21 protein-coding genes are annotated in these 23,344 nt (G+C 44.1%); 17 read left to right on the top strand and 4 right to left on the bottom strand.

The features are described from left to right. Window positions 1–77 precede the first annotated feature (77 nt). The 7 genes from DTQ70_RS15400 to DTQ70_RS15370 all read left to right on the top strand — a co-directional run bounded on the left by DTQ70_RS15400 (window position 78) and on the right by DTQ70_RS15370 (window position 7,735). The gene (locus DTQ70_RS15400; protein ID WP_122931631.1) at window positions 78–1,424 is read left to right on the top strand and encodes a hypothetical protein; all 1,347 of its coding nucleotides are present in this window, start codon (window positions 78–80) and stop codon (window positions 1,422–1,424) included. A gap of 9 nt (window positions 1,425–1,433) precedes the next feature. Then, on the top strand, window positions 1,434–2,444 hold the full coding sequence (locus tag DTQ70_RS15395; protein ID WP_122931630.1) for a S41 family peptidase: 1,011 nt from the start codon (window positions 1,434–1,436) through the stop codon (window positions 2,442–2,444). A 46-nt stretch (window positions 2,445–2,490) separates the two neighbouring features. After that, complete coding sequence (locus DTQ70_RS15390) at window positions 2,491–3,321, top strand: carboxypeptidase-like regulatory domain-containing protein (protein WP_122931629.1); 831 nt, start codon at window positions 2,491–2,493, stop codon at window positions 3,319–3,321. A 206-nt stretch (window positions 3,322–3,527) separates the two neighbouring features. After that, a complete protein-coding gene (locus tag DTQ70_RS15385; RefSeq protein WP_122931628.1) occupies window positions 3,528–4,616 on the top strand; it encodes an AraC family transcriptional regulator in 1,089 nt (362 codons plus the stop codon). Window positions 4,617–4,735: 119 nt separating this feature from the next. After that, window positions 4,736–5,719: an AraC family transcriptional regulator gene (locus DTQ70_RS15380; protein ID WP_122931627.1), complete on the top strand. Its 984-nt coding sequence runs from the start codon at window positions 4,736–4,738 to the stop codon at window positions 5,717–5,719. 74 nt (window positions 5,720–5,793) lie between these two features. Next, window positions 5,794–6,243, top strand: a complete 450-nt coding sequence (locus DTQ70_RS15375; protein ID WP_206019525.1) for a transposase family protein — start codon at window positions 5,794–5,796, stop codon at window positions 6,241–6,243. Between the two features lie 109 nt (window positions 6,244–6,352). Next, complete coding sequence (locus tag DTQ70_RS15370) at window positions 6,353–7,735, top strand: L-serine ammonia-lyase (RefSeq protein ID WP_122931625.1); 1,383 nt, start codon at window positions 6,353–6,355, stop codon at window positions 7,733–7,735. 424 nt (window positions 7,736–8,159) lie between these two features. On the opposite strand, the gene DTQ70_RS15365 is transcribed toward DTQ70_RS15370, so the two are convergent. Further along, complete coding sequence (locus tag DTQ70_RS15365; protein ID WP_122934426.1) at window positions 8,160–9,590, bottom strand: hypothetical protein; 1,431 nt, start codon at window positions 9,588–9,590, stop codon at window positions 8,160–8,162. 91 nt (window positions 9,591–9,681) lie between these two features. Next, entirely contained in the window at window positions 9,682–11,208 is a 1,527-nt protein-coding gene (gene guaA / locus DTQ70_RS15360) for a glutamine-hydrolyzing GMP synthase (protein WP_122931624.1), read from the bottom strand. Window positions 11,209–11,364: 156 nt separating this feature from the next. On the opposite strand from guaA, the gene DTQ70_RS15355 reads away from it, so the two are divergent. Further along, window positions 11,365–11,571, top strand: a complete 207-nt coding sequence (locus DTQ70_RS15355; RefSeq protein ID WP_122931623.1) for a hypothetical protein — start codon at window positions 11,365–11,367, stop codon at window positions 11,569–11,571. A 63-nt stretch (window positions 11,572–11,634) separates the two neighbouring features. Here DTQ70_RS15355 and DTQ70_RS15350 read toward each other — a convergent pair whose 3' ends face one another. Together DTQ70_RS15350 and DTQ70_RS15345 are read right to left on the bottom strand one after the other, a co-directional pair. Next, the gene (locus DTQ70_RS15350) at window positions 11,635–12,390 is read right to left on the bottom strand and encodes a LytTR family DNA-binding domain-containing protein (RefSeq protein ID WP_122934425.1); all 756 of its coding nucleotides are present in this window, start codon (window positions 12,388–12,390) and stop codon (window positions 11,635–11,637) included. Between the two features lie 12 nt (window positions 12,391–12,402). Further along, window positions 12,403–14,370: a histidine kinase gene (locus DTQ70_RS15345; RefSeq protein WP_122931622.1), complete on the bottom strand. Its 1,968-nt coding sequence runs from the start codon at window positions 14,368–14,370 to the stop codon at window positions 12,403–12,405. 253 nt (window positions 14,371–14,623) lie between these two features. Here DTQ70_RS15345 and DTQ70_RS15340 point away from each other — a divergent pair, with 253 nt between their 5' ends. Genes DTQ70_RS15340 through DTQ70_RS15300 form a run of 9 tightly spaced genes read left to right on the top strand, consistent with a single transcriptional unit; the run spans window position 14,624 to window position 23,303 of the window. Next, complete coding sequence (locus DTQ70_RS15340) at window positions 14,624–15,979, top strand: OmpA family protein (protein WP_122931621.1); 1,356 nt, start codon at window positions 14,624–14,626, stop codon at window positions 15,977–15,979. Window positions 15,980–15,991: 12 nt separating this feature from the next. After that, window positions 15,992–16,681: a hypothetical protein gene (locus DTQ70_RS15335; protein ID WP_122931620.1), complete on the top strand. Its 690-nt coding sequence runs from the start codon at window positions 15,992–15,994 to the stop codon at window positions 16,679–16,681. Between the two features lie 14 nt (window positions 16,682–16,695). Then, entirely contained in the window at window positions 16,696–17,637 is a 942-nt protein-coding gene (locus DTQ70_RS15330) for a hypothetical protein (RefSeq protein WP_122931619.1), read from the top strand. 32 nt (window positions 17,638–17,669) lie between these two features. Then, on the top strand, window positions 17,670–17,933 hold the full coding sequence (locus DTQ70_RS15325; RefSeq protein ID WP_122931618.1) for a hypothetical protein: 264 nt from the start codon (window positions 17,670–17,672) through the stop codon (window positions 17,931–17,933). 3 nt (window positions 17,934–17,936) lie between these two features. Then, on the top strand, window positions 17,937–18,689 hold the full coding sequence (locus tag DTQ70_RS15320; RefSeq protein WP_122931617.1) for a hypothetical protein: 753 nt from the start codon (window positions 17,937–17,939) through the stop codon (window positions 18,687–18,689). 13 nt (window positions 18,690–18,702) lie between these two features. After that, window positions 18,703–19,392, top strand: a complete 690-nt coding sequence (locus DTQ70_RS15315) for a DUF3108 domain-containing protein (RefSeq protein WP_164490058.1) — start codon at window positions 18,703–18,705, stop codon at window positions 19,390–19,392. Between the two features lie 31 nt (window positions 19,393–19,423). Continuing rightward, entirely contained in the window at window positions 19,424–19,906 is a 483-nt protein-coding gene (locus tag DTQ70_RS15310; RefSeq protein WP_122931615.1) for a hypothetical protein, read from the top strand. Between the two features lie 32 nt (window positions 19,907–19,938). Next, window positions 19,939–22,641 (top strand): M4 family metallopeptidase, encoded by a 2,703-nt coding sequence (locus tag DTQ70_RS15305; RefSeq protein ID WP_122931614.1) that lies wholly within the window; start codon window positions 19,939–19,941, stop codon window positions 22,639–22,641. Further along, on the top strand, window positions 22,641–23,303 hold the full coding sequence (locus DTQ70_RS15300) for a hypothetical protein (protein WP_122931613.1): 663 nt from the start codon (window positions 22,641–22,643) through the stop codon (window positions 23,301–23,303). Before DTQ70_RS15305 ends, DTQ70_RS15300 begins: the two co-directional genes overlap by 1 nt. Window positions 23,304–23,344: the final 41 nt, after the last annotated feature.

Below are 23,344 nucleotides of genomic sequence, written 5' to 3'. Positions count from 1 at the left end.
ACTACCTATGAATTTGAGGGGATATGCCCATTGCTGCTGAGTGGCAATGGGCATAATTTTGTACAAAAAAAATAGGTATGAAATCCAAGAAAACAACTCCCCGAAAGCCCAGCTTATGGCGTGCTTTCTTCTTCTCTTTCAGTGTTTTGTGTGCACTGTTTATTTGTTTTTCGTGCGAGAGAAACAACATCAATTCCCAAAATCCAGACACGCCTAGTCCTCCTTTGCAGCTGCCACATGGCAAGCCTATCGGTGAAACTGCCACGGCACAGATAGGTAAAGAGGGTGGCATACTGACCAGTACAGACGGTACCATGACGATTGAGGTTCCTGCGGGTGCTGTCGATGTAGCCACGACTTTTAGCGTACAAGAAGTTGAAAATGTCCTCAAATCTAGGAGCAAGTCTTTTAGGTTGTTGCCCGAGAATGTGGACTTCAAAAAACCTGTTACTCTTACCTATCATTACGATAAAATCTCGATGGAGGGTACCAATCCCGATATGTTGTTTTTGGCTTACCAAGATAAGGATGGGAATTTTTATTGGGCCAATAAAACCAAAGGCAACCGTCAAAATAAAACGTTGACGGTACAAACGTCGCACTTCAGCGATTGGACTTTTTATTCACAATATGATTTGTACTCAGATAACAAACTTCTGAACGGGGAAATAAGTCTTGATCAGGGAGAGGAAATCGCCATCGAATTGAAAGCTACTCTTCAAGATAAATATGATGAGGATTACAGTCAGATTCAGTTGCCTGATGTAGGTTATGGTCATGTCATAAAGAAAGCAAGCTGGGATTACAGCCCTAAAAAGGGCAAGTTGATGGTTAACTCTGGTGCAGCATCCATCGTTTATGAAGCCCCTGCAAAAGTAGATAAGATTGAGCGGGTTTATATAAATGTTACACTCAATGGAGATCTTGGAAAAGATAACCTCGGAAATACCGTGCAGCAAATGCAGATAATTCAGCCCGTGGTTATTTATCCAGAGGGGTATTTTATAATAAGTGAAAACGGGAGTGAAATGTCAGCGCTTGATTTTTCGGGCGAATTTATACAGCTAGTTGGTTCGCAGCTTGTCGCTCACTTTCCTAATGGTTATAATCTTTCTTTATATACCTATGACGGAAGCGTGGGAGGGTTTAAATACAATCTTCACGGTACGCCAGGGGCTGCGGTCATTGAGTTGACACAAAGTGAGGGAAAAGGTGGCATGATTGTAATGCGCCCCAAAGACTGTAGCGGTAAAGACCCAGAACTCTATTTTTCACCTGGAGCTCTAAACATGAAAGCGGTTCCGAACAGAAAAGGAGAGTATTTTGAGGGGGAGTTTACGGTCACACTGTTTAGTTTTGGGTATTGCCAAAAACCTTCGAGCAAAAGCCTATCTGGCAAATTTAGATTTAAAAAGACCATTTAATCGGCTGGTATGCGAAGCAAATATAACTGCTTGATGACGGTATTATTGCTGACTGTCCTTGCCTACCAAGGGAAAGCCCAGATGCCTGACTCGGTGCAAACGTACCTTGATACCTGCCTGATCGTATTGAAAAACAACGCCTTGTATGCCAATCGTGTCAATTGGAAGGAAAAAGAAGCTGAAGTACGAGCAAAAGCCAAAACAAAGGCAGAAGCCTTCGAGGCGCTGAAAGTAGTTTTTGAATCACTAGGTGACATGCACGCGGCTTTCTACCATGAGGATAACTCGTTTAGGCTAGACAATGCAGCACTGGTTGAAAGGTATTCGGATTCGCTCAAAGCAGCATGGAAACGCGGGCCGCAGATTGCCCCCCGAATGATTGATGGGTTTGCCTATTTTGTAGTACCCTTTATGGGGGCAAAAGGGCAAAAGCAGATTGACTGGTATGCCAACTGGTTGTATGACGAAGTGGCCAAACTCCACAAACAACGCCCCAAAGGATGGATGATAGACCTACGTCTGAATAGCGGCGGGAATATTCGACCTATGTTAGCAGGCTTGGCTCCATTTTTTAGTGAGGGGGTCGTCAGTTATTATATCAGTAAAAATGGGGAAGCTAGTGACGAGGCATCGTTTAAAAATGGTGATTTTTTGATAGATGGTCAAGTGCAGGCGATTATCAAAGACAAAATGGTCCAACTTCCAGCTGCGAAAGTAGCCGTACTGATAGGGCCAGGCACTGCCAGTTCAGGTGAGATAACTGCGGCAGTTTTCAGCAAACGCACCAACACCGTACTTATGGGAGCGCCTACAGCGGGTCTAGCGAATGCCACCAATGGATTTGTTTTCAACGACAACAAGACTTATTTCCTTATTTCTACCGCTCGTATTGCCGATGCGTCGAAGGTTTGTTTCCCAGAGACCATCTACCCCAATAGCCCCATCCACGGTCAAGAGTCCTTTCAGGAATTGATGCAGGATGAAATAGTAAAAGCAGCCATCAACTGGTTGAGACAATGAAAGCTTGCTCAACCGTATTTACAAAATTTTAAAACATTAACGTACAATGACAAAGTCAACATTAACAGCACTCTTTTTTTTGTTAGCAGGATTATTAGTAATGTCTTGCGAGGTTACTCCCATGAACCCCGACAATGCACAACCTTACACCATTAGCGGTACTGTAAAGGATGCCGCTGGCAACCCAATAAGAGGAGCGAGGATTAGAGTCGAAAACCCAAACGGAAACAATATACACTATACAGCCACTACCAATGAGGCGGGTAAGTATAGTGTGACGGTCAGCGCTATTGGAGGGTACAAAATATACGCTTGGAAAGAATCAGTGTTTGAAGACCAACTCTACCAAATCAGGTTGGGAATGGAAAAAGAAAGCGATTATGACGCGTTTAATGTACCCGCAAGTGGTACAACGAAAGATTTTGTTTGGAAACTGAGCGGACGAATTCCTGACAGGGTCGCAAGCAAAGAAAACGGTACAGGTTATTTTGGCGGTACCATCAAATTTATCAACTACAACGCCTTTACCGACGAGATGCCCGCAGGAACCGAAGTGTCGGTTTTGTTTACCCCCGTAGCAGAAGCTAAATACCTTGACGGCACATCGGCGGTTGGTAAAACTATTGAGCGCAAATTTACGATTGCTTCAGGGGTTGGGCAGGCGTATTATTTGAATGATATTCCCGCCACAAAATATAAAATCACGGTTTCAAGCCTTAAAAACGGAGTAAAAAAAGCAGTACATGTGGCGAGTGGAAGTTCGGATGAGTTTTTGCCCAGTGCGGAGTATTACTTTAAGCCCGAAGGTGGGTCGGGTTCATACGAAAACGGCTTGATTTCCCCCAACGAATATTATTACTATCTGATGAATAAATAATGTTCATTGAAGATAGGAGAAGTATGAATAAAGCCTTCTGAAAAGGGGGCTTTATTTTTGTTGAAAAAAAATGAAGATGAATAGCCCAAGAGGTTAAAAAAAGAAATTAAAACATGAAAATTTAATTAAAATGTGTTTATTTTGGAATATAAACGTCTTTAAACCGAAGTTTTTTTATATACAAAATAGCTGACGCTACACAGAAAATGGGAGCAAACATCATCAATATTGGGCTGTGCTTGTGGGCGAGTGTGCTTTGTTTTCGCTTTAAAAAAGAGAGCTACCCCTACTATTTAGGGGCTATTTTTGTGATTTTGGGCATCCACCAGGCTTTTTCTTTGCTTCCAATCAGTATGATGAAAGGATTTATGCGCTGGATTCCCGAAACGCTGTTGTTGTTGATTCCTGTGGCCCTTGTACAGTCGGTTCGGACTGCATTGGGGCGGACTGAGGCGTTTTCGGCCAAGTGGTTGTTGGTACCAGCGGGCTTGTATGTGAAGGCGTTTTCTTATATGTATGCTGCTGGAATGGTTCAACACGATAATTTTTACCAAAGTACGTTCTTCTTTACGGCACTCGGAGGGGCTTTTCTGTTCAATGTCGGTACGGCCATATACCTTGAGACTTTGGTATTTAAACATTACGAAATAGCTACCAAAGACAAACTTTTTTATAGTATTCAGGGACAGATTGGTGGTATATTAACATGTATTTTAATTATGGGAGTTGAGGTATTCTTTGTTGTACCCCAATATGTCTCTTTAACTGTGGTAGGTTTGATAAGTGCACTGACTATTTTGGCCGTGACAATGGAATGGTTTCAGGCGGGGGTTCCTGCGGTATCGCTGCCTATTGAAGTCAAAGACGAGCGATTTCACGCGGTTCGTATTGCCAGTGCGACCAATACCCTTAGTCCGAAAAAAGAATTAGCGCCAGAGTTGCGAGAAGAATACGTACAACGCGTAAAAGAAGCCCTTGAAACCAAAGAATTATATCTAAACGTAAAGTTATCTCTCAGCGACTTTGCCAAAGAAATTGGCATGAACCCGCACCACCTATCTTATATCATTAACCGCGAATGGGAGCTTAATTTTAATGAACTTCTAAATGTATATCGCATCAACCGTGCCAAGCAGTTGTTGTTAGAACCTGGCAACGAAACAGCTACTATGTTTGCCATTGCGATTGACTCTGGCTTCAATTCGGAGTCATCTTTCTACACAGTTTTCAAAAAAAACACGGGTCTTTCTCCCAAAAAATTCAAAGATTCTATAAAATCTACTTCAGAATTATAATTTTAGAGTGTTTGTTGCGCTTTTGTATGTTCATTTGTGCTACATACTTTACCCGAACTTTGGTCGAAAATTTATGTTTTAAAACACATTTGTTTCACGCACCATAAGTATGTACCAAAATGAAAATCAATTTTAAGATTCAACCATCCGAAAAATGGTTAGAAGAACTCGCTATGCAGCTAGGTACAATCCCCGAAACTGCGACAACCTTTACAGTTCGTTATGAAGACTCTTTTTTGAGGGTCAACACGGTGCCTTATAACAAAAACTTCATTCCATTTGTTGGAAAATTGGTGACTCAGCAACCATTGGGTTTTTGTAAGGAGAATTTTGGGACAAATGAATATTGGACGCTCCAATTAGTCAAGTCGTCTCGAAAACACAAGTTGGAATTAATAAACGAATCAGGAGAGGTAAGAGTAATCGAATCACGTACTTCTGGCGTTTTTTTTAGTTCAAGTATGATTGTCGATTTGGAGCTAGAGGCCAGTCAAGAAACCAGTGTACTGTCGGTAAATCTACACAGGGATTGGCTGTGCGAGCAACTAGGAATTAGCGAGTCGGTCGAACCTGATGAATCTAAGTTACGGGAATTATTGATGTCAGAATCAGCGAGTTTTTTGTGCATCAGTACTTATCCCGACTGGATTGAGGATTTGGTTGATAACGTAGGGGCATTCAACTGGAAACTGATGTTGCAGGCAAAGTGCTTGCAGTTAATTGCGGATTTAAGTTCGCAGTTGAGAGGAAAAAAGTCGGTTGCCTGCCAGTTGAATGGGCAGGATTTACAGAAAATAGAATCTATAGAGGCACAGTTTTTTGGAGCAAACAAGGTTTTACCCTCGATTGATTTCTTGGCAAAAGAGGCGGGTATGAGTATCTCAAAGTTTAAGAAGTGTTTCAAAATTCGATTTGGTGCTTCCCCGTATGAGTATTATTTAAACCTGAAACTAGACGAAGCAAAAAACCAATTGTTGGAAAAAAAGTGGACAATTTCAGAAATAGCGTCGCAGTTGGGCTATACCAGTACGGCCAATTTTGATAAAGCTTTTAAGAAAAGGTTTTTGGTCAACCCGTCAACAATGTTACGAAACGCAAGCTAACCTATATTTCATAATCAACCCATTTTCAAAAATTAATCAAACACACCCATTCTCAATTTTACATCATCATGACAATGAACTTTATGCCAGTAAGGCGCTACAACGAGCTTGAGGCCGATGAACAAGGTCTTAGGAGACTGACGGGGCTTAAAAACGAAGAGTTTTTGGCTTTGTACTATGCTTTTCGCGAAGAATGGCAATTGTATTTCTACTTTTTCACATTTACAGGGCAGCAGCGCCAAAGAAAGCAAATTTCTGTCCGTAAAAACAGCATTTTCAGTGACTCGAGAGATGCACTTCTGTTCGTGCTGACGTACCTCAAAGGAGGTGTTTTGCAAGAGGAATTGGCCGAAACCTTTGGGATGGACCAACCAAAAGTGAGCCGATATTTGACGATTACGCAAAAATTATTGTTGCAAGTAATTTTCAAAAACCCGAACATTATTCCTAAATGGAAGCAAAAGAAACTAAGAGATGCTATATTTTCACGCACAAGTACCTACGAAGAAGGAATCGAAGAGTAGAAAAATAAGGCATCTAATACTTTAAAACGCGAACGAATCTAGCTGATTTGTTCGCGTTTTTTCTTGTATTTTTGGCAACAATCTCGCACTTCATTTTACAAACTACTATATGTCTTCCAAAAATACCATCACTACCTCGCTGTTCGATTTATTTAAAGTGGGGCCTGGGCCATCGAGCTCACACACCATTGGCCCAATGAAGGCAGCGTATCGCTTTTTACAAGATTTAGCCTTATTGCCCATCGAAACGGCCGTAAGTGCTGCCACGCTCGAAATTCACTTGTATGGCTCACTTAGTGCTACGGGTAAAGGCCACGGTACCGACCGAGCCATCGTAGGAGGGCTTTTGGGATGGCAACCGCATACCTGTGACCCGAAAAACTTGAGCGACCTGATGAAAAAAGAAGATGAACAGTACTACGTCACTTTTCAGGGAGTAGAAGTGCCCATTTCGGCGCAGAGCATCATTTATCATAAAGGTAAAGCCAACTTCCCGCACCCAAATACCATGATTTTGCGGTTGTGCAGCGCACAAGGAGAGGTGTTACTGGAAGGGGAATATTACTCGGTAGGGGGGGGGTTTATCCAACAAAAAGGTCAATTGCCCGAAGGAGCAGCCCAAGGTGAGCCTAAGTATCCTTACAGTACGATGGATGAATTAAAAAAACATTTGAAAACACACCAGCTGACGTTGGCGCAGTTGATGATTCAAAATGAACAGGCTATTACGGGGGTATCCGAAAAAGAAATTATACGAAAAATCGACCAGATTTTAGAGTTTATGCACAAGGCTGTCAAGCGGGGAATTCGTGCCAAAGGGCTGTTACCTGGCAGTATTCGCTTGCAGCGGAAAGCAGCTTTGTTATACGAGAAAGCCAAACTCCATGCCGCTACAACGGATAGTTTTTTGATGTTTTTAAACGCTTATTGCTTGGCCGCTTCGGAAGAAAACGCAGCAGGAAGTATTGTTGTGACGGCGCCAACCTCGGGGGCATCTGGGGTATTTCCAGGGTTGACGTATTTGATGAAGAACCATTTCCATTACTCGCCTCAAAAGATGCGTGAAGGGATGCTGGCGGCGGCGGCCATCGGTTTTTTGGTCAAACACAATGCCAGTATTTCGGGAGCAGAAATGGGGTGTATGGGAGAAATCGGGACGGCATCGGCCATGGGGGCGGCGATGTTGATGTATGCGTATGGCGGAACGATGGGCCAAGTGGAAGCAGCGGCGGAGATTGGCATCGAGCACCATCTTGGGATGACTTGTGATCCCATTGGTGGTTATGTACAAATTCCGTGTATTGAGCGCAACGCCATGGGGGCTGCCAAAGCCTACAATGCCTATTTATTGGCCATGACGATTGACCCCGAAATGCAAAAAATTTCGTTTGATAGTGTTATCAAAGTCATGCGTGCCACGGGGCGTGATATGTCCAAAAAATACAAAGAGACATCCGAAGCGGGCTTGGCTCTGAGTATGACGGAGTGCTAAGGTGAGTCAGGTTCTTACGCCGTGAGTCAGGTTGCTCACAACCTGACGTTGCTGCGAATGATGAGGACGAGTACTGAGGTTGTGAGCAACCTCAGGCACGTTGTGGTCAGGTTGCTCACAACCTGACGCTGCTACGAATATGGACGATTACTGAGGTTGTGGGCAATCTCAGGCACGTTGTGGTCAGGTTGCTCACAACCTGACGCTGCTACGAATATGGACGATTACTGAGGTTGTGGGCAACCTCAGGCACGTTGTGGTCAGGTTGCTCACAACCTGACGCTGCTACGAATATGGACGATTACTGAGGTTATGAGCAATCTCAGGCACGCGGTGATTCAGGTTGCTCACAACCTGACGCTGCTGCGAATATAGGCGAGTACTGTGAGCAACCTCAGGTACGTGGTGAGGTACGCTGTGCGTTTTACTTTGAAAGATTAGAAGATTTGCGCTGATAGATTCCCTTCCATTGGGTGGGTTGGTACAACTCGCCCAACTCAGGAAGGCGTTTGAACAAGACAGGCAAGAGTTTTTCTTTGTCGATGACGTAGGTGGGTGGGTCAGCCTGGAAATTATCAAAAATACTAATTACGCTTTCGTAGCTATCTAAGTTATCAAAATCGTAACGAGCAAGTTCCCAGTTGAGGTACGCCGTTGCAGGAAAATTGTCTTTGTATTCACCTTCATCTTCACCAATCACCAAAATCTTTTGCTGACGAATTTGTTCAGGCAACAATGACGGTTGAATTTTTAGGTTTTCCAGACGCGTAGATTCGTTGATACTGAATGCGTTATCAAGGAATGTTGACTGATAACGAAAGAAAAATAGGATGACAAAAAGACCAAAAAAAAGAACCTCTGCCATCCAGCGACGTTTCATCAGCATAAAAAAGTTAACCGAAAACATGACCAGCGGCGGTATAAACACACAAAACTGCATCGGAGCGATAAACGGCATCAAGCCAATCGAAATCACGGCAGTGATTGTCCACAACATCATGATTTGGTGAACACGCGTTTGATAGTTGATAAACCGAGGGTAACTTAATGTATGAAAAAAGCCCAAGCCCGCCATCAAAAATACGCCTCCCAACACGCCAAGCACACCAATAAAGTCGTTAAAATTATAACGCCGTGTCCGAAAAGCTGAGGTGAGCAAATTTTGACTTAAATCATCCAGTGCATTACGGAAAAAGTAGAAGAGCAATAAGAGTGCTAAAGGGAAAATGTATCCAAAAAATGCCAAGGTATGCCGACGAAAAGTAGCGCCCGTGTACAAAAGCATGGATGCCAAGGTCCAAAGGGCAAAAAGCCCCATGGGCAAATAAAATAGGGTAGCTACACTCAGGTAAAAGCCCATTTCAAAAACCTCGTCGGTCACTCCTTCGCGTTGCATTTGGCGAATGAGCGTGCCGAAAGCCAGCAAAATAAAAGTCGTACCCATCAGGGCAGGCGACAGCGTACTACAATCGAAAGAAACGTTTAAAAATAAAATGTAGAGAACTCCTGGGACGTAGTTGCGTTCGGTAAAAAGCTGTCGCTCGCTGGAAATATAATTGAAGTAGATGGCCTGAAAAAGAATAAGAATATTGGCAACCGTTCGATGTGCCAAAGGAGAGCGGCCAAAGAGCTCATCCATTCCCCAATAAACGGCTGCCGACAACGGGCTCAAATTGTCCCACACATCGCGATAAAGCATAAATCCTTGGGACATTTTTTCGCCTACCAGCATCCATTGGAGTTCTGGAATTAACAAGTCAGGCGAACTGATGTACAAAGGAACTTGTAGTATCATCAACACTACGATGAAACTCAAGATTTGATAAGGAGCATTAACGCGAAAGAAACTTAACATTGGAGTCGATGGTCGATAGTCCATAGTCAATAGTCCATAGTCTATGGTTTAAAACCGTGGACTATCAACTATCGACCGTGGACATCCTACTTTATTCCCACTCAATCGTTGCGGGTGGTTTTGACGAAATATCGTAAACAACGCGGTTAACGCCTTTGACACGATTGATGATTTCGTTGGAAATATCGGCCAAGAAATCGTACGGCAAGTGAGCCCAGTCGGCGGTCATGCCATCGACTGACGTAACGGCCCGCAGTGCTACCACGCGCTCATAGGTACGTTCGTCGCCCATGACACCCACGCTTTGTACGGGTAGGAGCATGGCGCCTGCCTGCCAAACTTGGTCGTAAAGGCCGCGCGTTTTGAGACCATTGATAAAGATGGCATCAACTTCTTGCAAAATGGCTACTTTTTCGGGCGTAATATCCCCCAAAATACGAATCGCAAGCCCTGGACCAGGGAACGGGTGGCGCTTGAGAATGTTGTCGGAGATTCCAAGGGTACGTCCAACATTACGAACTTCGTCTTTGAAGAGCGTGTTGAGCGGCTCAACAATTTTAAGTTTCATAAAATCGGGCAATCCACCTACGTTGTGGTGCGACTTGATAGTCGCTGAAGGGCCTTTGACCGAAACCGACTCAATGACGTCGGGATAAATCGTTCCTTGACCAAGCCATTTTACATCTTCGATGAGGTGTGCTTCTTGGTCAAAAATATCAATAAATGCTTTTCCAATCGCTTTACGCTTGGCTTCAGGGTCGGTCAAACCTTCTAATAGACCGTAAAAATGGTCTTTCGAATTAACCCCCTTGATGTTGAGTCCCATGTCTTGGTACGAGTGCAAAACACTTTCAAACTCGTCTTTGCGCAAAAGTCCGTTGTCAACAAAAATACAGTAGAGGTTTTTGCCAATCGCATGGTGAACCAACGATGCCGCCACCGTAGAGTCAACCCCGCCCGATAACGCCATCACCACTTTATCGTCGCCAAGTTTTTCTTTCAAGTCACGGATGGTGCTTTCTACAAACGACTCCGACGTCCAGTTTTGCGTACAACCGCAGATGTCCACCACGAAGTTTTTCAAAATCGTTTTGCCCTCCGTAGAGTGGGTCACTTCTGGGTGAAACTGAATGCCGTAAGTTTGTTCACCCGTCAATTTGAACGCGGCTACTTTCACCGAATCAGTAGAGCCAATCAACTCAAAATTATCTGGAATTTTGGTGATAGTATCCCCGTGCGACATCCAAACTTGGGTAGTCGGCGAAACCGAATCCAACAAAAGTGAGTGTTCGGGATGGTTGAGAATGGCGCGGCCGTATTCGCGGTGCTTAGAGGCATTTACTTCGCCTCCAAGGGTATGCGCCATGAGCTGGGCACCGTAGCAAACACCCAACAACGGCAGTTTATTCCGAAATAAATCCAAGTCAACGCGTGGCGAATCGACGTCGCGCACGGAGCAAGGACTACCAGAAAGAATGACTCCCTTGATAGCAGGCGTAATTTCGGGAATTTTGTTGTAGGGGTGAATTTCACAGTAAATGTTTAGTTCGCGGACGCGTCGAGCGATGAGTTGGGTATATTGCGAACCAAAATCAAGAATCAGGATTTGTTCGGTCATAGACGTATTTCTAAGGTGCAAAGGTACAAAACCCTTCTGAAATACCGTATTCGTTGCGAAAAAACGTTTGAGTTGAAAAATAAAATATAAAAAGTACTTTGAAAAACAAAGTGAATTGATTTACCTTTGCATATCAATCACAAAACAACAACAGCCATGAAAAAGAACATTGTCAAAATCAGTGGATTTGTACTTGGGTTAGCAGGTTTCTTATTGGTATTCAAAGTGTTTGTTCTGCCAACCATTCCACCTAACGACGAAATAGCGCCAGGGATGGTGTTAATTGCTGCCATTTTAAACGGATTTTTATTTGCATTTATCGGGTCGCTTATCCAAAAGTATTTAAGGCATAAAAATGTTTAATACATTATCAGTCAATCAATACGGTTAACTGATAACGACTAACAGATAACAAAGCCAAAGGCTTTAACTCCGACTTAGGCCATGAAATTGTTCCACGAGCCAATCCCTCTTTTGTTTGGTAACAGGTACTTGTGCCCCATCGGACATCAGTAAGTAGCCGCCTTCTTGCTTGACAATTTTCTTTAAAAACTGAGGATTAATCAGGTGGGATTGGTGTACACGCACAAAACCGTTGGGGTCGAGGGCTTGTTCTACTTCTTTGAGGGTGCGGCAAATCATTACTTTTTGGCCATCATTCAGGTAAAAATGCGTGTAACTAGCGTCGGCCATGCACCGAACGATGTTGGCAATCTCAATGATTTCGTGCCCTTCGTTGGTCGGAAGGGCTATTTTTTGCGGTGCTTGTTTGGGTGATGAATGTTCGTGAAATAGTTGAATTTGAGGAGTTTGTAGTTGTTTGATGCGTTTCTGTTGCCACCGTCCAAGGGCCTCGCGGAGGTCGTGTTCTTCAATGGGTTTTAGCAAATAACTCAAGGCACTTACGCGAAACGCCCGAATGGCGTATTGGTCGTAGGCCGTCGTAAAAATGACATCAAAGTGAAAATCAGCAAATTGAGCGAGCAAGTCGAAGCCGTTGAGGCGGGGCATTTCAATGTCCAAAAAAAGTACGTCAAACGGCGTTATTCGGATAAACTCCACGGCCGCTTCGGGCTGGTTAAATTTAGCAACGACTTGCACGCCCATGTTGAGTCGTTTGAGTTTAAGCTCCAACAACTCCGTGGCAGGTTTTTCGTCGTCAATGAGAATAGCGCGTATCATGTTTGACATTAGTTACAAATTATACCCAATCTTCACCAACGTTCCTGTGTGGTTGTTTTTCTTCAAATCAAATACTTCGATGGCGAGTTGGTTGGGGTAATTTCGGTTAAATAATTCAATGCGTCGTTGGGTAATTTCCATCCCGTGAGACTTCCGACGCATCGTAGAACGGTTTCGGATTTCGGTCGCTTTTTTTAGACCAATGCCATTGTCTTCAATTTCAAACTCAAGCAGCTGCTCGCTTTTTTGCGTAATCCGAATCGCCAATTTTTTTTCAGGCTCGTCGCTGGGCATGAGTCCGTGCCAAATGGCATTTTCAACAAACGGCTGCAACAACAACGGAGGAATCATCACCGAAGCCGTGTCAATGCTAGAATCAACCTCTAGGCGGTAAGTAAAATCTTCGCCCAAGCGAGTAGCTTCGATTTCTAAATAATAATTGAGGGCATTTAGTTCTTCATCAAGCGAAATGGCTTCTTCGCGCGAGTGCGATAAAATCATCCGAAGTAGTTTGGAGAATTTAGAAAGGTACTGGGTCGCTTTTTGTTCGTCGTTGGCAACAATCAGGTATTCTAAGGAGTTGAGGCTATTGAACAAAAAATGCGGATTCATTTGCGACCGCAAAGCCAGCATTTCGGTTTCGGCAATGCGTTTTTCGTTGGCGGCTTTGTTTTGAAGTTCTTGAAAGTAAGCGCGTTGACTTTCGGTTTTTTCTTTTTCGTTTAATCGAAAACGATGCGCAATGGCCAACGATAATACCAAAATTTCCATCACTACGGCAAACGAAAGTGTCAACAAATCATCGACGTTGGCGGGAAGTTTGACCCCTTCCAAAATAACCCGCCCCGCCCGTAGCCACGCCAATAATCCAAAAAATCCCAAGACGACATTGGCCCAAATGACATACGGCACCATCGGAGAACGAACGCTGCGACGAATCCAAAAAAGTGTGAGGATGTAAATCGGGAAAGCCACAAAACGTCCGCCCCAAAACGAAAATTGCTGAAAACCAAGGTCGTTGGTAAGCAACATTACCACCAAATACAATGCCCCGTAACCTTTCAAGACGAGCGCCAGCCGCAAAAACCATTTTTTCATGGTGGGGTGGTTTTTGGACAAGTCGAGCAACTCCGTCATAAAAAAAAGGTACGCTCCAATTCCCCACCACAGCAGCGACTCCATCAGGTGGGTTTTGAGCAACGGCCACTCGCCAAGTGCCTGACCCAGTGGGGTATAAGCGCGGGTTTTAAGCAAAGAAAATACGAAACTACACAAGACATACGCTCCATAATAGGCATAAATTCGGTGGCGGTATTGGTAATAAAGCAGTGCCAAAAAGAGCGTAACCAGTGCCAAAGCTCCTTGAATCCAGCTTCGGTACTGAAACTCAGGCATATTGCGACGATACTCATCAAGGATGCGTTCGGCGTGGTATTCGGGTTTTTGGAGTTGAAGCCCCCACGAGGGTTTAGGATTGGCAAAATGCGTCCAAAAAGGCAGCAGACCTTGTTCGTGGGCAATTCGACTTACTATCGTAAAGGTAGCCCGAGCAGGAATTTTGAACGAAACATAGTTGTCAGAATAAGGCACCGCCCAAGCCGAAGTGGGAACCATAGTACCATTGGTGGTAGAATGCCACTGGCCGTTGTGGGCGTAAAAGAGCGTTACCCGTTGGTTGGCGTTGGTGAGGTAAACGTAAAACGCCTGCGTCGTGTCGGTATCGTTGGTCAAGAAAAAGCGAAGCCAGTGCGAACGTTGGGCAAAGCTGGGAGTTTTTGAAGTAAGCCGTTGCCAACGTTGTGGCTGCCGAAGCAAACGCTGAAGAGAATCTTCGTTGCTACTGAGCAAACTGGTTGTGCAGTAGGCGATGTCATACAGCATCGTACGGTCGTGAATGTGACTGACATAGAGGGTGTCGGATTTGCCCCAAAGTGGCAACCCCACAAGAAAAAACACCCAAAACACAAACCGACGATACATAGTGGCAGAGCGAATCAAATTATATCCTCAAAGAAAGACAAATTTTCTCCAATCTCCTTTTATCACTCTATGTAGGTAGGTTTTGAATTGATTAAGCCTCGGTCTGAATCAATGGGCGTTGAAAATTGAAATTATTGATTGAAATGGCGGTTTGATGGAGCGAAAATCGTGATGTATGAAATGAAGCCAAATGGTATAAAAGAGATTACTCAACTTTGGCCCCATCAGATTTTTATTCAAACACATACACACTATGGTAATCAACGTAGCTTTCAAGGTTCGAGGAATTGGCCTAAGTAGTTTTTTTGGAGCCATGTTGGCGATTTCGGCCACGGCGCAAATTCGGGTAGAAGACCCCAAAAAAACGACTGAACGAAGCGTAGAAGGACGGGTAAATAGCCGTATTGACCAAGGTATTAACAAAGGTCTCGATAAAGTTGAAGAGGGGATTGGGAATATCTTTAAAAAACGCCCCCGTACCCCCAATGGGGGCAAAAATAAACAGACAACGGATGGACAAGATGCTCAATCTGAAGAACAACCAGAAAAAGACGAGCTAAAAACTTCTAAACAAACTCCCCCATCGGGGGCGGGGGGGCTGGCTATGAAGGCATATTCTAAGTTTGATTTTGTGCCAGGCGAAAAAATCGTCGCTACCGAAGATTTTTCGCAAGATGCCGTGGGCGATTTTCCTGCCAAATGGAATACCAATGCCAGTGGAGAGGTCGTGACAATGGAAGGTGCAAAGTTCTTGCAGTTTGCCAAAAGTGGCGTTTATTATCCTGAATTTGTGAAAGAACTGCCCGAGAACTTTACAATGGAGTTTGATATGTTGGCCTCTGAAGACTTGAGCGTCAATATGTCAGGGTTGAAAGTTTTTTTTCCTGAGTTTAAAGAAAGAAAATTGACCTTCGACCAAAACTTCAACTCATCAGCCCAGGCAGGTATTGATATTCACCCAACGGCCGACGGGGAAAGCAGTAGCAGCAGTGTGTGGGTATTCGACAAAAACAGTGAGAAGGTGGTAGAAAATACCAATCGGTTGGCTTGGAAAAGCAACGTTGCCAACCGCGTGTCTATCTGGAAACAGAAAACCCGCTTACGGATTTACGTAAACGAAACCAAGATATGGGACTTGCCGAAGGCGTTTGATTCTTCTCTCAAATACTCAATGCTTTTTGCGACCAGCATCTTTGAAGGAACGGTTTATCTAGCCAACCTGCGCGTAGCCGTGGGTGCTCCTGATACCCGCTCCAAGCTCATCACCGAAGGGAAATTTAGCACGACGGGGATATTGTTTGACGTCAATTCGGATAAAATCAAGCCCGAATCGTACGGTGTTTTAAAAGAATTGGGTACGGTATTAAAAGAAAACGCCACGGTTAAAGTCCGCATCATCGGTCATACTGATTCTGATGGCGAAGATGCCAAAAACTTAGACTTGTCGAAACGCCGAGCTGCATCGGTCAAAAACGCCCTTCAAACGGAGTTTGGCATTGAAGCCGCTCGCATGGAAACGGATGGCAAAGGCGAGTCGCAGCCCGTTGCGCCGAATACGACTGCTGAAGGAAAAGCGAATAACCGCCGCGTGGAGTTTGTCAAACTATAGCCATTCAGCGCCATGAAAACACGCAACAAAATAGCTCTACTACTTACCGTTACTTTAGCGTTAGGGATGCAGCTTCGTGCCCAAGTGACGATTGCGTACTGTAAGTTGGGGGGAGGTTGTAAGTTTTACCAAACCCAATACACCTACGCCCAGCTCGATGGAATGTTTAATTACTTGGGAACTTTTGAGAAGGACAAAGGCACGTTGGTTTTTTTCAAAAATAAGCAAAATCAGGATGTACATTATCCCGATACAAAACGTAATTTGAAGGAGTTACACGCGTATTTTGGAGGAAAAGGAGAGCCTCCTGTGGCCAAGGGTGGAACCGTTCCGTTTGAGGCGGTGATTCAGCCCGAAGATGGGAATTGGGTGGCCATTACCGAACCCGCTGTTACTAAGAACTGCTCCCCTCAACTCGCGACCCAGCTAAAAAGTACCGCAGGACTAAAAAGTGGGAATAAAACATTTAAAAAACCTTTTACGCCCGAGGACTTATTGCCACCCAAAACACCTTGGGTTACTAATGCCCCTAATAGCTACAAGGCAATTATTTTGCCCGAAACGAAGCCAACGATTAAAAGTGTTTATGATTTTGAGGTAGTCACTACCAAAGAAATCAAAGGAGCACTCCACGTATCGTTTCAGATACCGACCCAAGCTGCCTGCGAAGTAACAACGAACTTTACGTTTAAGCGTAAGTAAACGGCTTATATTCAATGAAAAATAGAAACAAAAGTGTTGGCATTTTTGCGGTAGTTCGTTGTTTTTGGGTAGGGTGTTTTTTCTTTTTTTTAGGAGAAATTGCCTACGCCCAAAGCGTCGTCATTAGCCCCTCTAAAAGCACATTTCTTCACAATAGCACTTCGGATTCCGTTGTCATTCGCGGAAAAAGCTCCGTGCCTTTGACCTTACAAAGTGATCAGAGTTTCATCATGTTACCACTATATACCAAAAACAACACGTTTGTTGGCGGGATGTATGGGCAAGATAAGCTATTGAAAATTTGGGGGTATGAAGGACTGGAATTTCAGATTGATGATATTCCAGCGGCTCACTTTGAATTTGGGAGCTTCTTTGTGGGAGAATCTGGGAAGTCTAAAGCGGCGTTGGACGTAGATGGAACCAATGGGATAGGAACCATCCGCTCAAGGGAGCTTGATTTTAACCAAGTGTCCGATAGCGAACGGCGCCCTGTGTTTGCTGACAAAGACGGGATTCTGCGCGTCTCCAATACGTCAAACTACTACCAGAGTTACAATTTTAGCAGCGTACAAGCACAGGACTGGGACGACCAACTCCGCAAAGGAAGTGGCTACGCGTGGTTTAATTCGACAAACGCTGGAAAAACCATGTATTTGCCCGTAAACCTCCCTGATGGCGTCGTGATTACCAACGTAAGAATGTACGTGTTGGACAACTCAGCCTCTAATATCTCTTTTGTATTTAGTAGAAACACGCACACGACCAATGCGTTTACAACCATCGCAACGGCGCAGACTTCAACGAACGTGGCCACGATTGGAAGTGTAGCCGCGTCGGTGACAGAAACGGTGGACAATCAGAACAACTCGTATTATGTCAATATCTCGTCGGTTGGAAACTGGACGGGAGACACACTCAGATTTCATAGCCTTGTCATTACGTATCAGCACCGGTAATCCATTTCTATACTAACAAAACTTAAAATTCTATGAAAAAACTCATCGTTTTCATCTGTTTGTTGGCAGTGTTGTCCTGTAAAAAAGGGGCTTTAGACCCAACGGGTACTACCTGCGAAAAAGCCTCTGCCGAGTATGAAAAGGTACTCACCGCCTGGTCGCAAGACCTTGGCAATAAGACAAAATGCGAAGCTGTCAAAAAATCGTTGAGCGACATTATTCGGTCGTGTAGTGTTTATACAGCCGCCCAGCGAAAAGTATATGAAGATCAAATCAAAGACATTGACTGCGAATAAACCATGAAATCATCCATTCTTCTGCCTGTTATTGTGGCTTTTGCCATCACAGCTTGTAACAACACTACGGCCAACAGCACCGAAAAAAGTGTCAGCGAATTAGAGAAAACGGAGGCTGTTTCGACTGCTGGAAACGCTGACTGCCTCAAATCACATGCTGATAAAGGGACGCTCGACCAACTGCTGCCGCTTGATGTCATTAAGAAACATTACACTATTCCTGCGCAGGCCAAGAAAAGTTATAGCTACCGCTCAGAGGCTAAAAAGCATGACAAAGACACCTACGAATACACGTGGGATAGCGACAGGGTGCGGAAAATGATGATTTCGGGCCGTGAAATAGAATACCCTTCGTCCAATCGAATAGGTCTCAGATGGGTAGGAAGTGACTTGTTTACAATCATGGGAAAACCGACTCCCTTGGAAAATTTCAGGGCATTTTATCGAAACACCACCGCCGCCGAAAAGGAGGCCGCTTTGAAGAAAGCGGGTGAGTCAATGAAAGAAAAAGGCTATGATGCAAAAACCACCGAAACCGCCACGAAGATGGCCAAAGACTTATCGGGCGATGACATCACGTTTAAAGAAATTGCTGGGATAGGAGATGCAGCTTCATGGCGTATCAAAGAAAAAGAACTGACGGTGTTGGTGGGTAAAATTACCTTTCAAGTGAGTGTGGAAATCAGTAATAATGACAACGAAAATATCGAATTGGCTAAAAAACTTGCCGCCGAAGTGCTGGCTAAGTGTAAATAAAAAACCTATTTCAATGAAAAAAATCCTAATCCTACTCTCATTCTTTTGTTCGTATCAGCTGGTTGCTCAAGAGTGTTCAGAATATTTCAAGCTCTCGAAAGGGATGAAAATTGAAATGGTCAGCTACGACAAGAAAGACAAACCAACCGCTACCGTGAAAACCGAAGTAGTGGACATGAAGCCCGTTAATGGTGGTATGTTGTTGGTTTTAGATTCTCAAACTTTTGATACCAAGGGGCGGCTTTTAGCTAAGGGACAAGCATCTGGAACTTGCAACAAGGGCGACTATGTCACTGATATTCGTAACATTAGTAGCGATATGATTCCCAAATCGGCCGATATTAAACTCAATATTGACGGCGATAAAATGGTGTATCCCGCAGGAATGAAAGTCGGTGATAAACTCCCCGATGCGGCCATAAATATCACATCAACGTTGGCAAGTGGCATGAACCTCATCAATATCAACGCCACAATATCAAACCGAAAAGTGGAAAGTATGGAGACTGTGGAAACTCCCGCAGGAAAATTTGAGTGCCTGAAAATTACGTATGTCATGGATGCCAAAATGAAACTTCTTGGCGACCGAAAATTGGTCTGCTCCGAATATTTGGCCAAAGGGGTTGGGGTTGTAAAACAAGATCAATTTGACGAAAAAGGGAAAAAGCAGTCGTCGATGTTGTTGACCAAGCTGGAAAAATAAAATCGTACAGTTATCCAAAAACCACACAAAAATGAAAACAAATCTTAAATCTATTGTCTCACTGGTAGCTTTAGTGGTGCTGGTAAGTGCTTGTAAATTAGGGACGTCGAAAGAGGACGACCCAACGCCATCGGGAAACTCCAACTCTTTTGCGGCGACCGTTGATGGTCAAAGTTGGAAAGCTACGACCGCAGCAGGAGGCGTTGCCGTAGTTGGAGGGTTGCTAACTATCGCTGGAAAAATAGACGATGCAAACGAAATCTCCATTCAAATGGTGGGAAAAGACATCCAAACGGGCGTAGATTATTTGTTTGAAATTCCTGCCAATGAAACCAACAAAAATGCCAATCTGGCCTTTAAAAGGCAGAATAGTCCCTTGTTTGCTAAAAGTGGGAAAGTACGCTTCTCGACGTTTACCAACAAAAAAATTGAAGGAACGTTTGACGCCCAAGTGACTGATTTCCTCAATGCAAATGCAGTAATACAATCGGGCACGTTTGTGATCAATTTATAATTAAAGGCTGCGACAAAACTTCGATAAAAGTCATGAAATCAAAACAGCTCGTTTGGTTAATGGTCATGTTTTTGGGACTTTCTGTTGAGGTTTTGGCGCAGCAAAAACCGTCGAAGCAACAACAGGCCGAACTTGATAAAGCGGTCAAAGAAACCGAAGCCGAAATGGCCAAGCTCAAAGATCCTGCGTACATCAATAAGATGTTCGATGAGCAAATCAAAGAACTCAAAGCCAAGGGACATGCCACGCCTGAGTTATTGAGGGAATTGGAAAAAGCGCGGGCTGAAATGCTTAAAATGGCCAAGGGGGGCGGAGCACCTGCACCCACCCAACCCGAAGAACCAAGCGAACCAACCGAAACAGTTGCCCCCGCACCTAAGTCAGTAGAACAGCCCGTACCAACCAATTTTGATGAAGTGGAAAGCCCGTATTCTAAAGTTCCTTCGTCGTTTCAGTTTTATCGGGAAAGCGAAGTGACGATTGAAACCTTTGCGGCTTTTATGCAGAAAAAATACGGAGTTCAACTACGAAAACAAAAGACGGTTGCACTCCCAACGGGTTCAAAAATTACCACATTTCAGCAGTTTATCGAAGATTACCCCGTTTTTGGCGCTTATTTTAAGGTAAGACACGAGACAAACGGTAAAGCCCTTTTTGCCTCGGGCGATGCTTTTGATAAAACGCGTTGGCCTGAGCTTACGGGAAAAATGATTAATGAAAATCAAATTTTTCAAAAGCTGCCCAAAGAGTCCAAAATTGCGGCTCCTATTTACGAAAGTTTAATCATTGTCCCTGAGCGTCTGAATGTAGCTACCCAAAAGTTGCGCCTTGCGCACCAAATTATTGCAGGAAAAACGAGGTACTATTTGGATGCGTATCGAGGGGATGTCGTACGGAGTGAGTCGCTCATTTTAGAATGTCTTGATTCACACACACCCACTCGTAAAGAAGATAAAAAGCCCACGATTACGACGATGCAAACGTTCCATTATGGGCCTCAAAACATCGAAATTCACGTCAATAACGATTCTGCTAAATATATATTGGTATCACACAAGGAACCTTTTGTGTCAGTGTATGATACGGCCAAATGGGTTGTCAACTATCCTACTACCCAATGGACTGATCCGCGCCTCACCAAAGAAGGGCTTGCTGATGCGGCTTTTGCGGGGAAAAAAACAATAGATTACTACAAAACGCAACTAGGACGTAACAGTTTTGATGACCAAGGCTCTATGCTTGTATTACGTCGGGCTTACGATGAGGATGGCAATTTAAGGGAAGGTGCTTTTTGGGAAGTTGAGAAAAATCGTATCGGTTTTGGAAATTATGTAGATAAACCCTTGGTAACGTTGGAGGTGATTGGACATGAGTTTACCCATGGGGTTATACGCTCGGGAGTGGCCGATTTTATCAGTGAAGGAGAGTCTGGATCGCTCAATGAAGCCGTTGCTGATATGCTGGGGATTGCCATCAAACATTGGGGATATCCCGCTACGCCTGATTGGGTGATTGCGCCGTATGTCTTGCCCAATGGTATCCGAAACCTAAAATGGCCTAAAACAACCTTTCAAAGCAGAACATCTCTCCCGCACCCTGATACCTACGAAGGGAAGTATTGGCAAGATACGAATGGCTGTATAGCAGACAAAAAAAATGGTAATTGTTGGGTTCATAACAACAGCACGGTTGCCTCGCACTGGTTTTATCTGTTGTCGGAAGGGGGCAAAGGCACAAACGACCATAATCAGCCTTACAATATTGAAAAAGGAATTGGTATCCAAAAAGCAGCTAAATTGGTGTACCAAACGCTCTTTAGCCTGACGCCCTACACCAACTTTGAACGTTTTGCGGAAGCGACCGTCAAAACGGCTGAACAGATGTTTGGGAAGTGCGCTACCGAAACGCACCGCGTTAAGCACGCATGGTATGCCGTGGGCGTATTTGATGATGCCCCCGCCCGTTGTATGGATTTGACCTTTGACTGGACGTATGACCCTGAGCCTAACAAAGCCATTCGCTTTTACGTCAAAGGCGATAGCATCGTGTCGGTAGTGCGTACGGAAGACGGCTGGGTAAAAACCTATTCTGAGCGAAATAGCGCGTTTATGCACGTTGTATCGAAAGATGAGGAAGGGGTGAAAAATTTGACCATTCCTAAAAACTGGGCGGGAACGATTTATAATAAAATGGAAGAAATCGAGCCCGTGATGGATCAAATGAATGAAGAGGCGCTTGAAAAAGCAAAAGCCGAGCTTCGTAATCCAGCCACACCGCCCGAGCGGAAAGCGGAATTAAAAGAAGTGATTCCCCAAGTAGAAAAATACTTGGCAGAAGGTCGCAAAGCGGCCAACGAAACCAAGAAAAATCTCAAAGAATTGAGCGATGGTACTCATTTGACCACCGAAAAGGCATTTTGGGGGGGACGAAAAGGCAAGCGAGAATTTGACAAAGAAAATATCAAAGGGTCTTACCTCTATCAGGGCAAGTATTTAGCAAAACGCTACGTGCTCAAAGGAGGAATCAGTTGGGACTCCACCACCGAAATCCCCTTGCGGTTTTCTGATTTAGGGCTGTTTGTGCCGCTCAACACGGGCCAATTGCGCATGGGTGTGGATCACTTTATGAGAGGATTCCCGCTCAAAATGTTTGGAGGTGTAAGCGTCCGAAATATCAAAGAAACCATTCCCGCCAACTTTAACGCTTTGTTCTCTTCAAGCCCTGTATTTAACTGATGAAAGCTAATTATTTCCCTGTTTTAATAATGCTATGCTTTGGCATTACTTGCGTAGGCTTCGCCCAAAAAACCTTGAAATTTACCGAACAGCTTACTTATTCGTACCAAAAAGAGGGGCAAAAGAAGGAGTTCAGTGTGTACCTCGACCGCCGTAGTTCGATTTGGCTATTTACTAATGCCGATAGTTTTGAAGGTACAGCCGATGGTTTAGAGTTTGTGGTGGCTTATCCTAATGGGAGGTATTTGGTTGGTGGAATAGATGACAGCGACCACAAAATATGTCAAACTTTTGACATGCCATTAGCACGAAAAAATACGTCAAAAGTGAGTGGAAGAGCGTTGGGGAAAACCCAAGTTTTTGGAAAAAACAACTACGGCTGGCCTACGCTCAAAGCCCAATTATTTGAAATAAACGCAGGACGAATGACCCAAGAAGTATTTTTGTCAACCGTACCATTTGACTGCCGTCCGTTGTATGCCTACAATTTTTTGTTGGGTATTGAGCATTATTTACCCATTTTTAATCAGATAGATTATCCAAGCTATTTGCCTAAAAACCAGTTGATTGTCTCCGACGGAACTTTTAAGTTGGAAAGCCTTTCTCCCACAGAATACTTTATTGATTTGAGACAGTACAGAATGCTTTCTCCCCAAAAATAAAAGCACTCATCGTTCATTACTCCTCTCTCATCACTTGGAAT

Origin of the sequence: Runella sp. SP2 (genome assembly GCF_003711225.1) — a bacterium.
Taxonomy (GTDB): Bacteria; Bacteroidota; Bacteroidia; order Cytophagales; family Spirosomataceae; genus Runella.
This window is presented reverse-complemented; position numbering and strand designations above follow the sequence as displayed.

Coding starts and splice junctions, on each gene's coding strand:
- DTQ70_RS15400 (WP_122931631.1), top strand. CDS start 78: ATGAAATCCAAGAAAACAACTCCCCGAAAGCCCAGCTTATGGCGTGCT.
- DTQ70_RS15395 (WP_122931630.1), top strand. CDS start 1,434: ATGCGAAGCAAATATAACTGCTTGATGACGGTATTATTGCTGACTGTC.
- DTQ70_RS15390 (WP_122931629.1), top strand. CDS start 2,491: ATGACAAAGTCAACATTAACAGCACTCTTTTTTTTGTTAGCAGGATTA.
- DTQ70_RS15385 (WP_122931628.1), top strand. CDS start 3,528: ATGGGAGCAAACATCATCAATATTGGGCTGTGCTTGTGGGCGAGTGTG.
- DTQ70_RS15380 (WP_122931627.1), top strand. CDS start 4,736: ATGAAAATCAATTTTAAGATTCAACCATCCGAAAAATGGTTAGAAGAA.
- DTQ70_RS15375 (WP_206019525.1), top strand. CDS start 5,794: ATGAACTTTATGCCAGTAAGGCGCTACAACGAGCTTGAGGCCGATGAA.
- DTQ70_RS15370 (WP_122931625.1), top strand. CDS start 6,353: ATGTCTTCCAAAAATACCATCACTACCTCGCTGTTCGATTTATTTAAA.
- DTQ70_RS15365 (WP_122934426.1), bottom strand. CDS start 9,590: ATGTTAAGTTTCTTTCGCGTTAATGCTCCTTATCAAATCTTGAGTTTC.
- guaA (WP_122931624.1), bottom strand. CDS start 11,208: ATGACCGAACAAATCCTGATTCTTGATTTTGGTTCGCAATATACCCAA.
- DTQ70_RS15355 (WP_122931623.1), top strand. CDS start 11,365: ATGAAAAAGAACATTGTCAAAATCAGTGGATTTGTACTTGGGTTAGCA.
- DTQ70_RS15350 (WP_122934425.1), bottom strand. CDS start 12,390: ATGATACGCGCTATTCTCATTGACGACGAAAAACCTGCCACGGAGTTG.
- DTQ70_RS15345 (WP_122931622.1), bottom strand. CDS start 14,370: ATGTATCGTCGGTTTGTGTTTTGGGTGTTTTTTCTTGTGGGGTTGCCA.
- DTQ70_RS15340 (WP_122931621.1), top strand. CDS start 14,624: ATGGTAATCAACGTAGCTTTCAAGGTTCGAGGAATTGGCCTAAGTAGT.
- DTQ70_RS15335 (WP_122931620.1), top strand. CDS start 15,992: ATGAAAACACGCAACAAAATAGCTCTACTACTTACCGTTACTTTAGCG.
- DTQ70_RS15330 (WP_122931619.1), top strand. CDS start 16,696: ATGAAAAATAGAAACAAAAGTGTTGGCATTTTTGCGGTAGTTCGTTGT.
- DTQ70_RS15325 (WP_122931618.1), top strand. CDS start 17,670: ATGAAAAAACTCATCGTTTTCATCTGTTTGTTGGCAGTGTTGTCCTGT.
- DTQ70_RS15320 (WP_122931617.1), top strand. CDS start 17,937: ATGAAATCATCCATTCTTCTGCCTGTTATTGTGGCTTTTGCCATCACA.
- DTQ70_RS15315 (WP_164490058.1), top strand. CDS start 18,703: ATGAAAAAAATCCTAATCCTACTCTCATTCTTTTGTTCGTATCAGCTG.
- DTQ70_RS15310 (WP_122931615.1), top strand. CDS start 19,424: ATGAAAACAAATCTTAAATCTATTGTCTCACTGGTAGCTTTAGTGGTG.
- DTQ70_RS15305 (WP_122931614.1), top strand. CDS start 19,939: ATGAAATCAAAACAGCTCGTTTGGTTAATGGTCATGTTTTTGGGACTT.
- DTQ70_RS15300 (WP_122931613.1), top strand. CDS start 22,641: ATGAAAGCTAATTATTTCCCTGTTTTAATAATGCTATGCTTTGGCATT.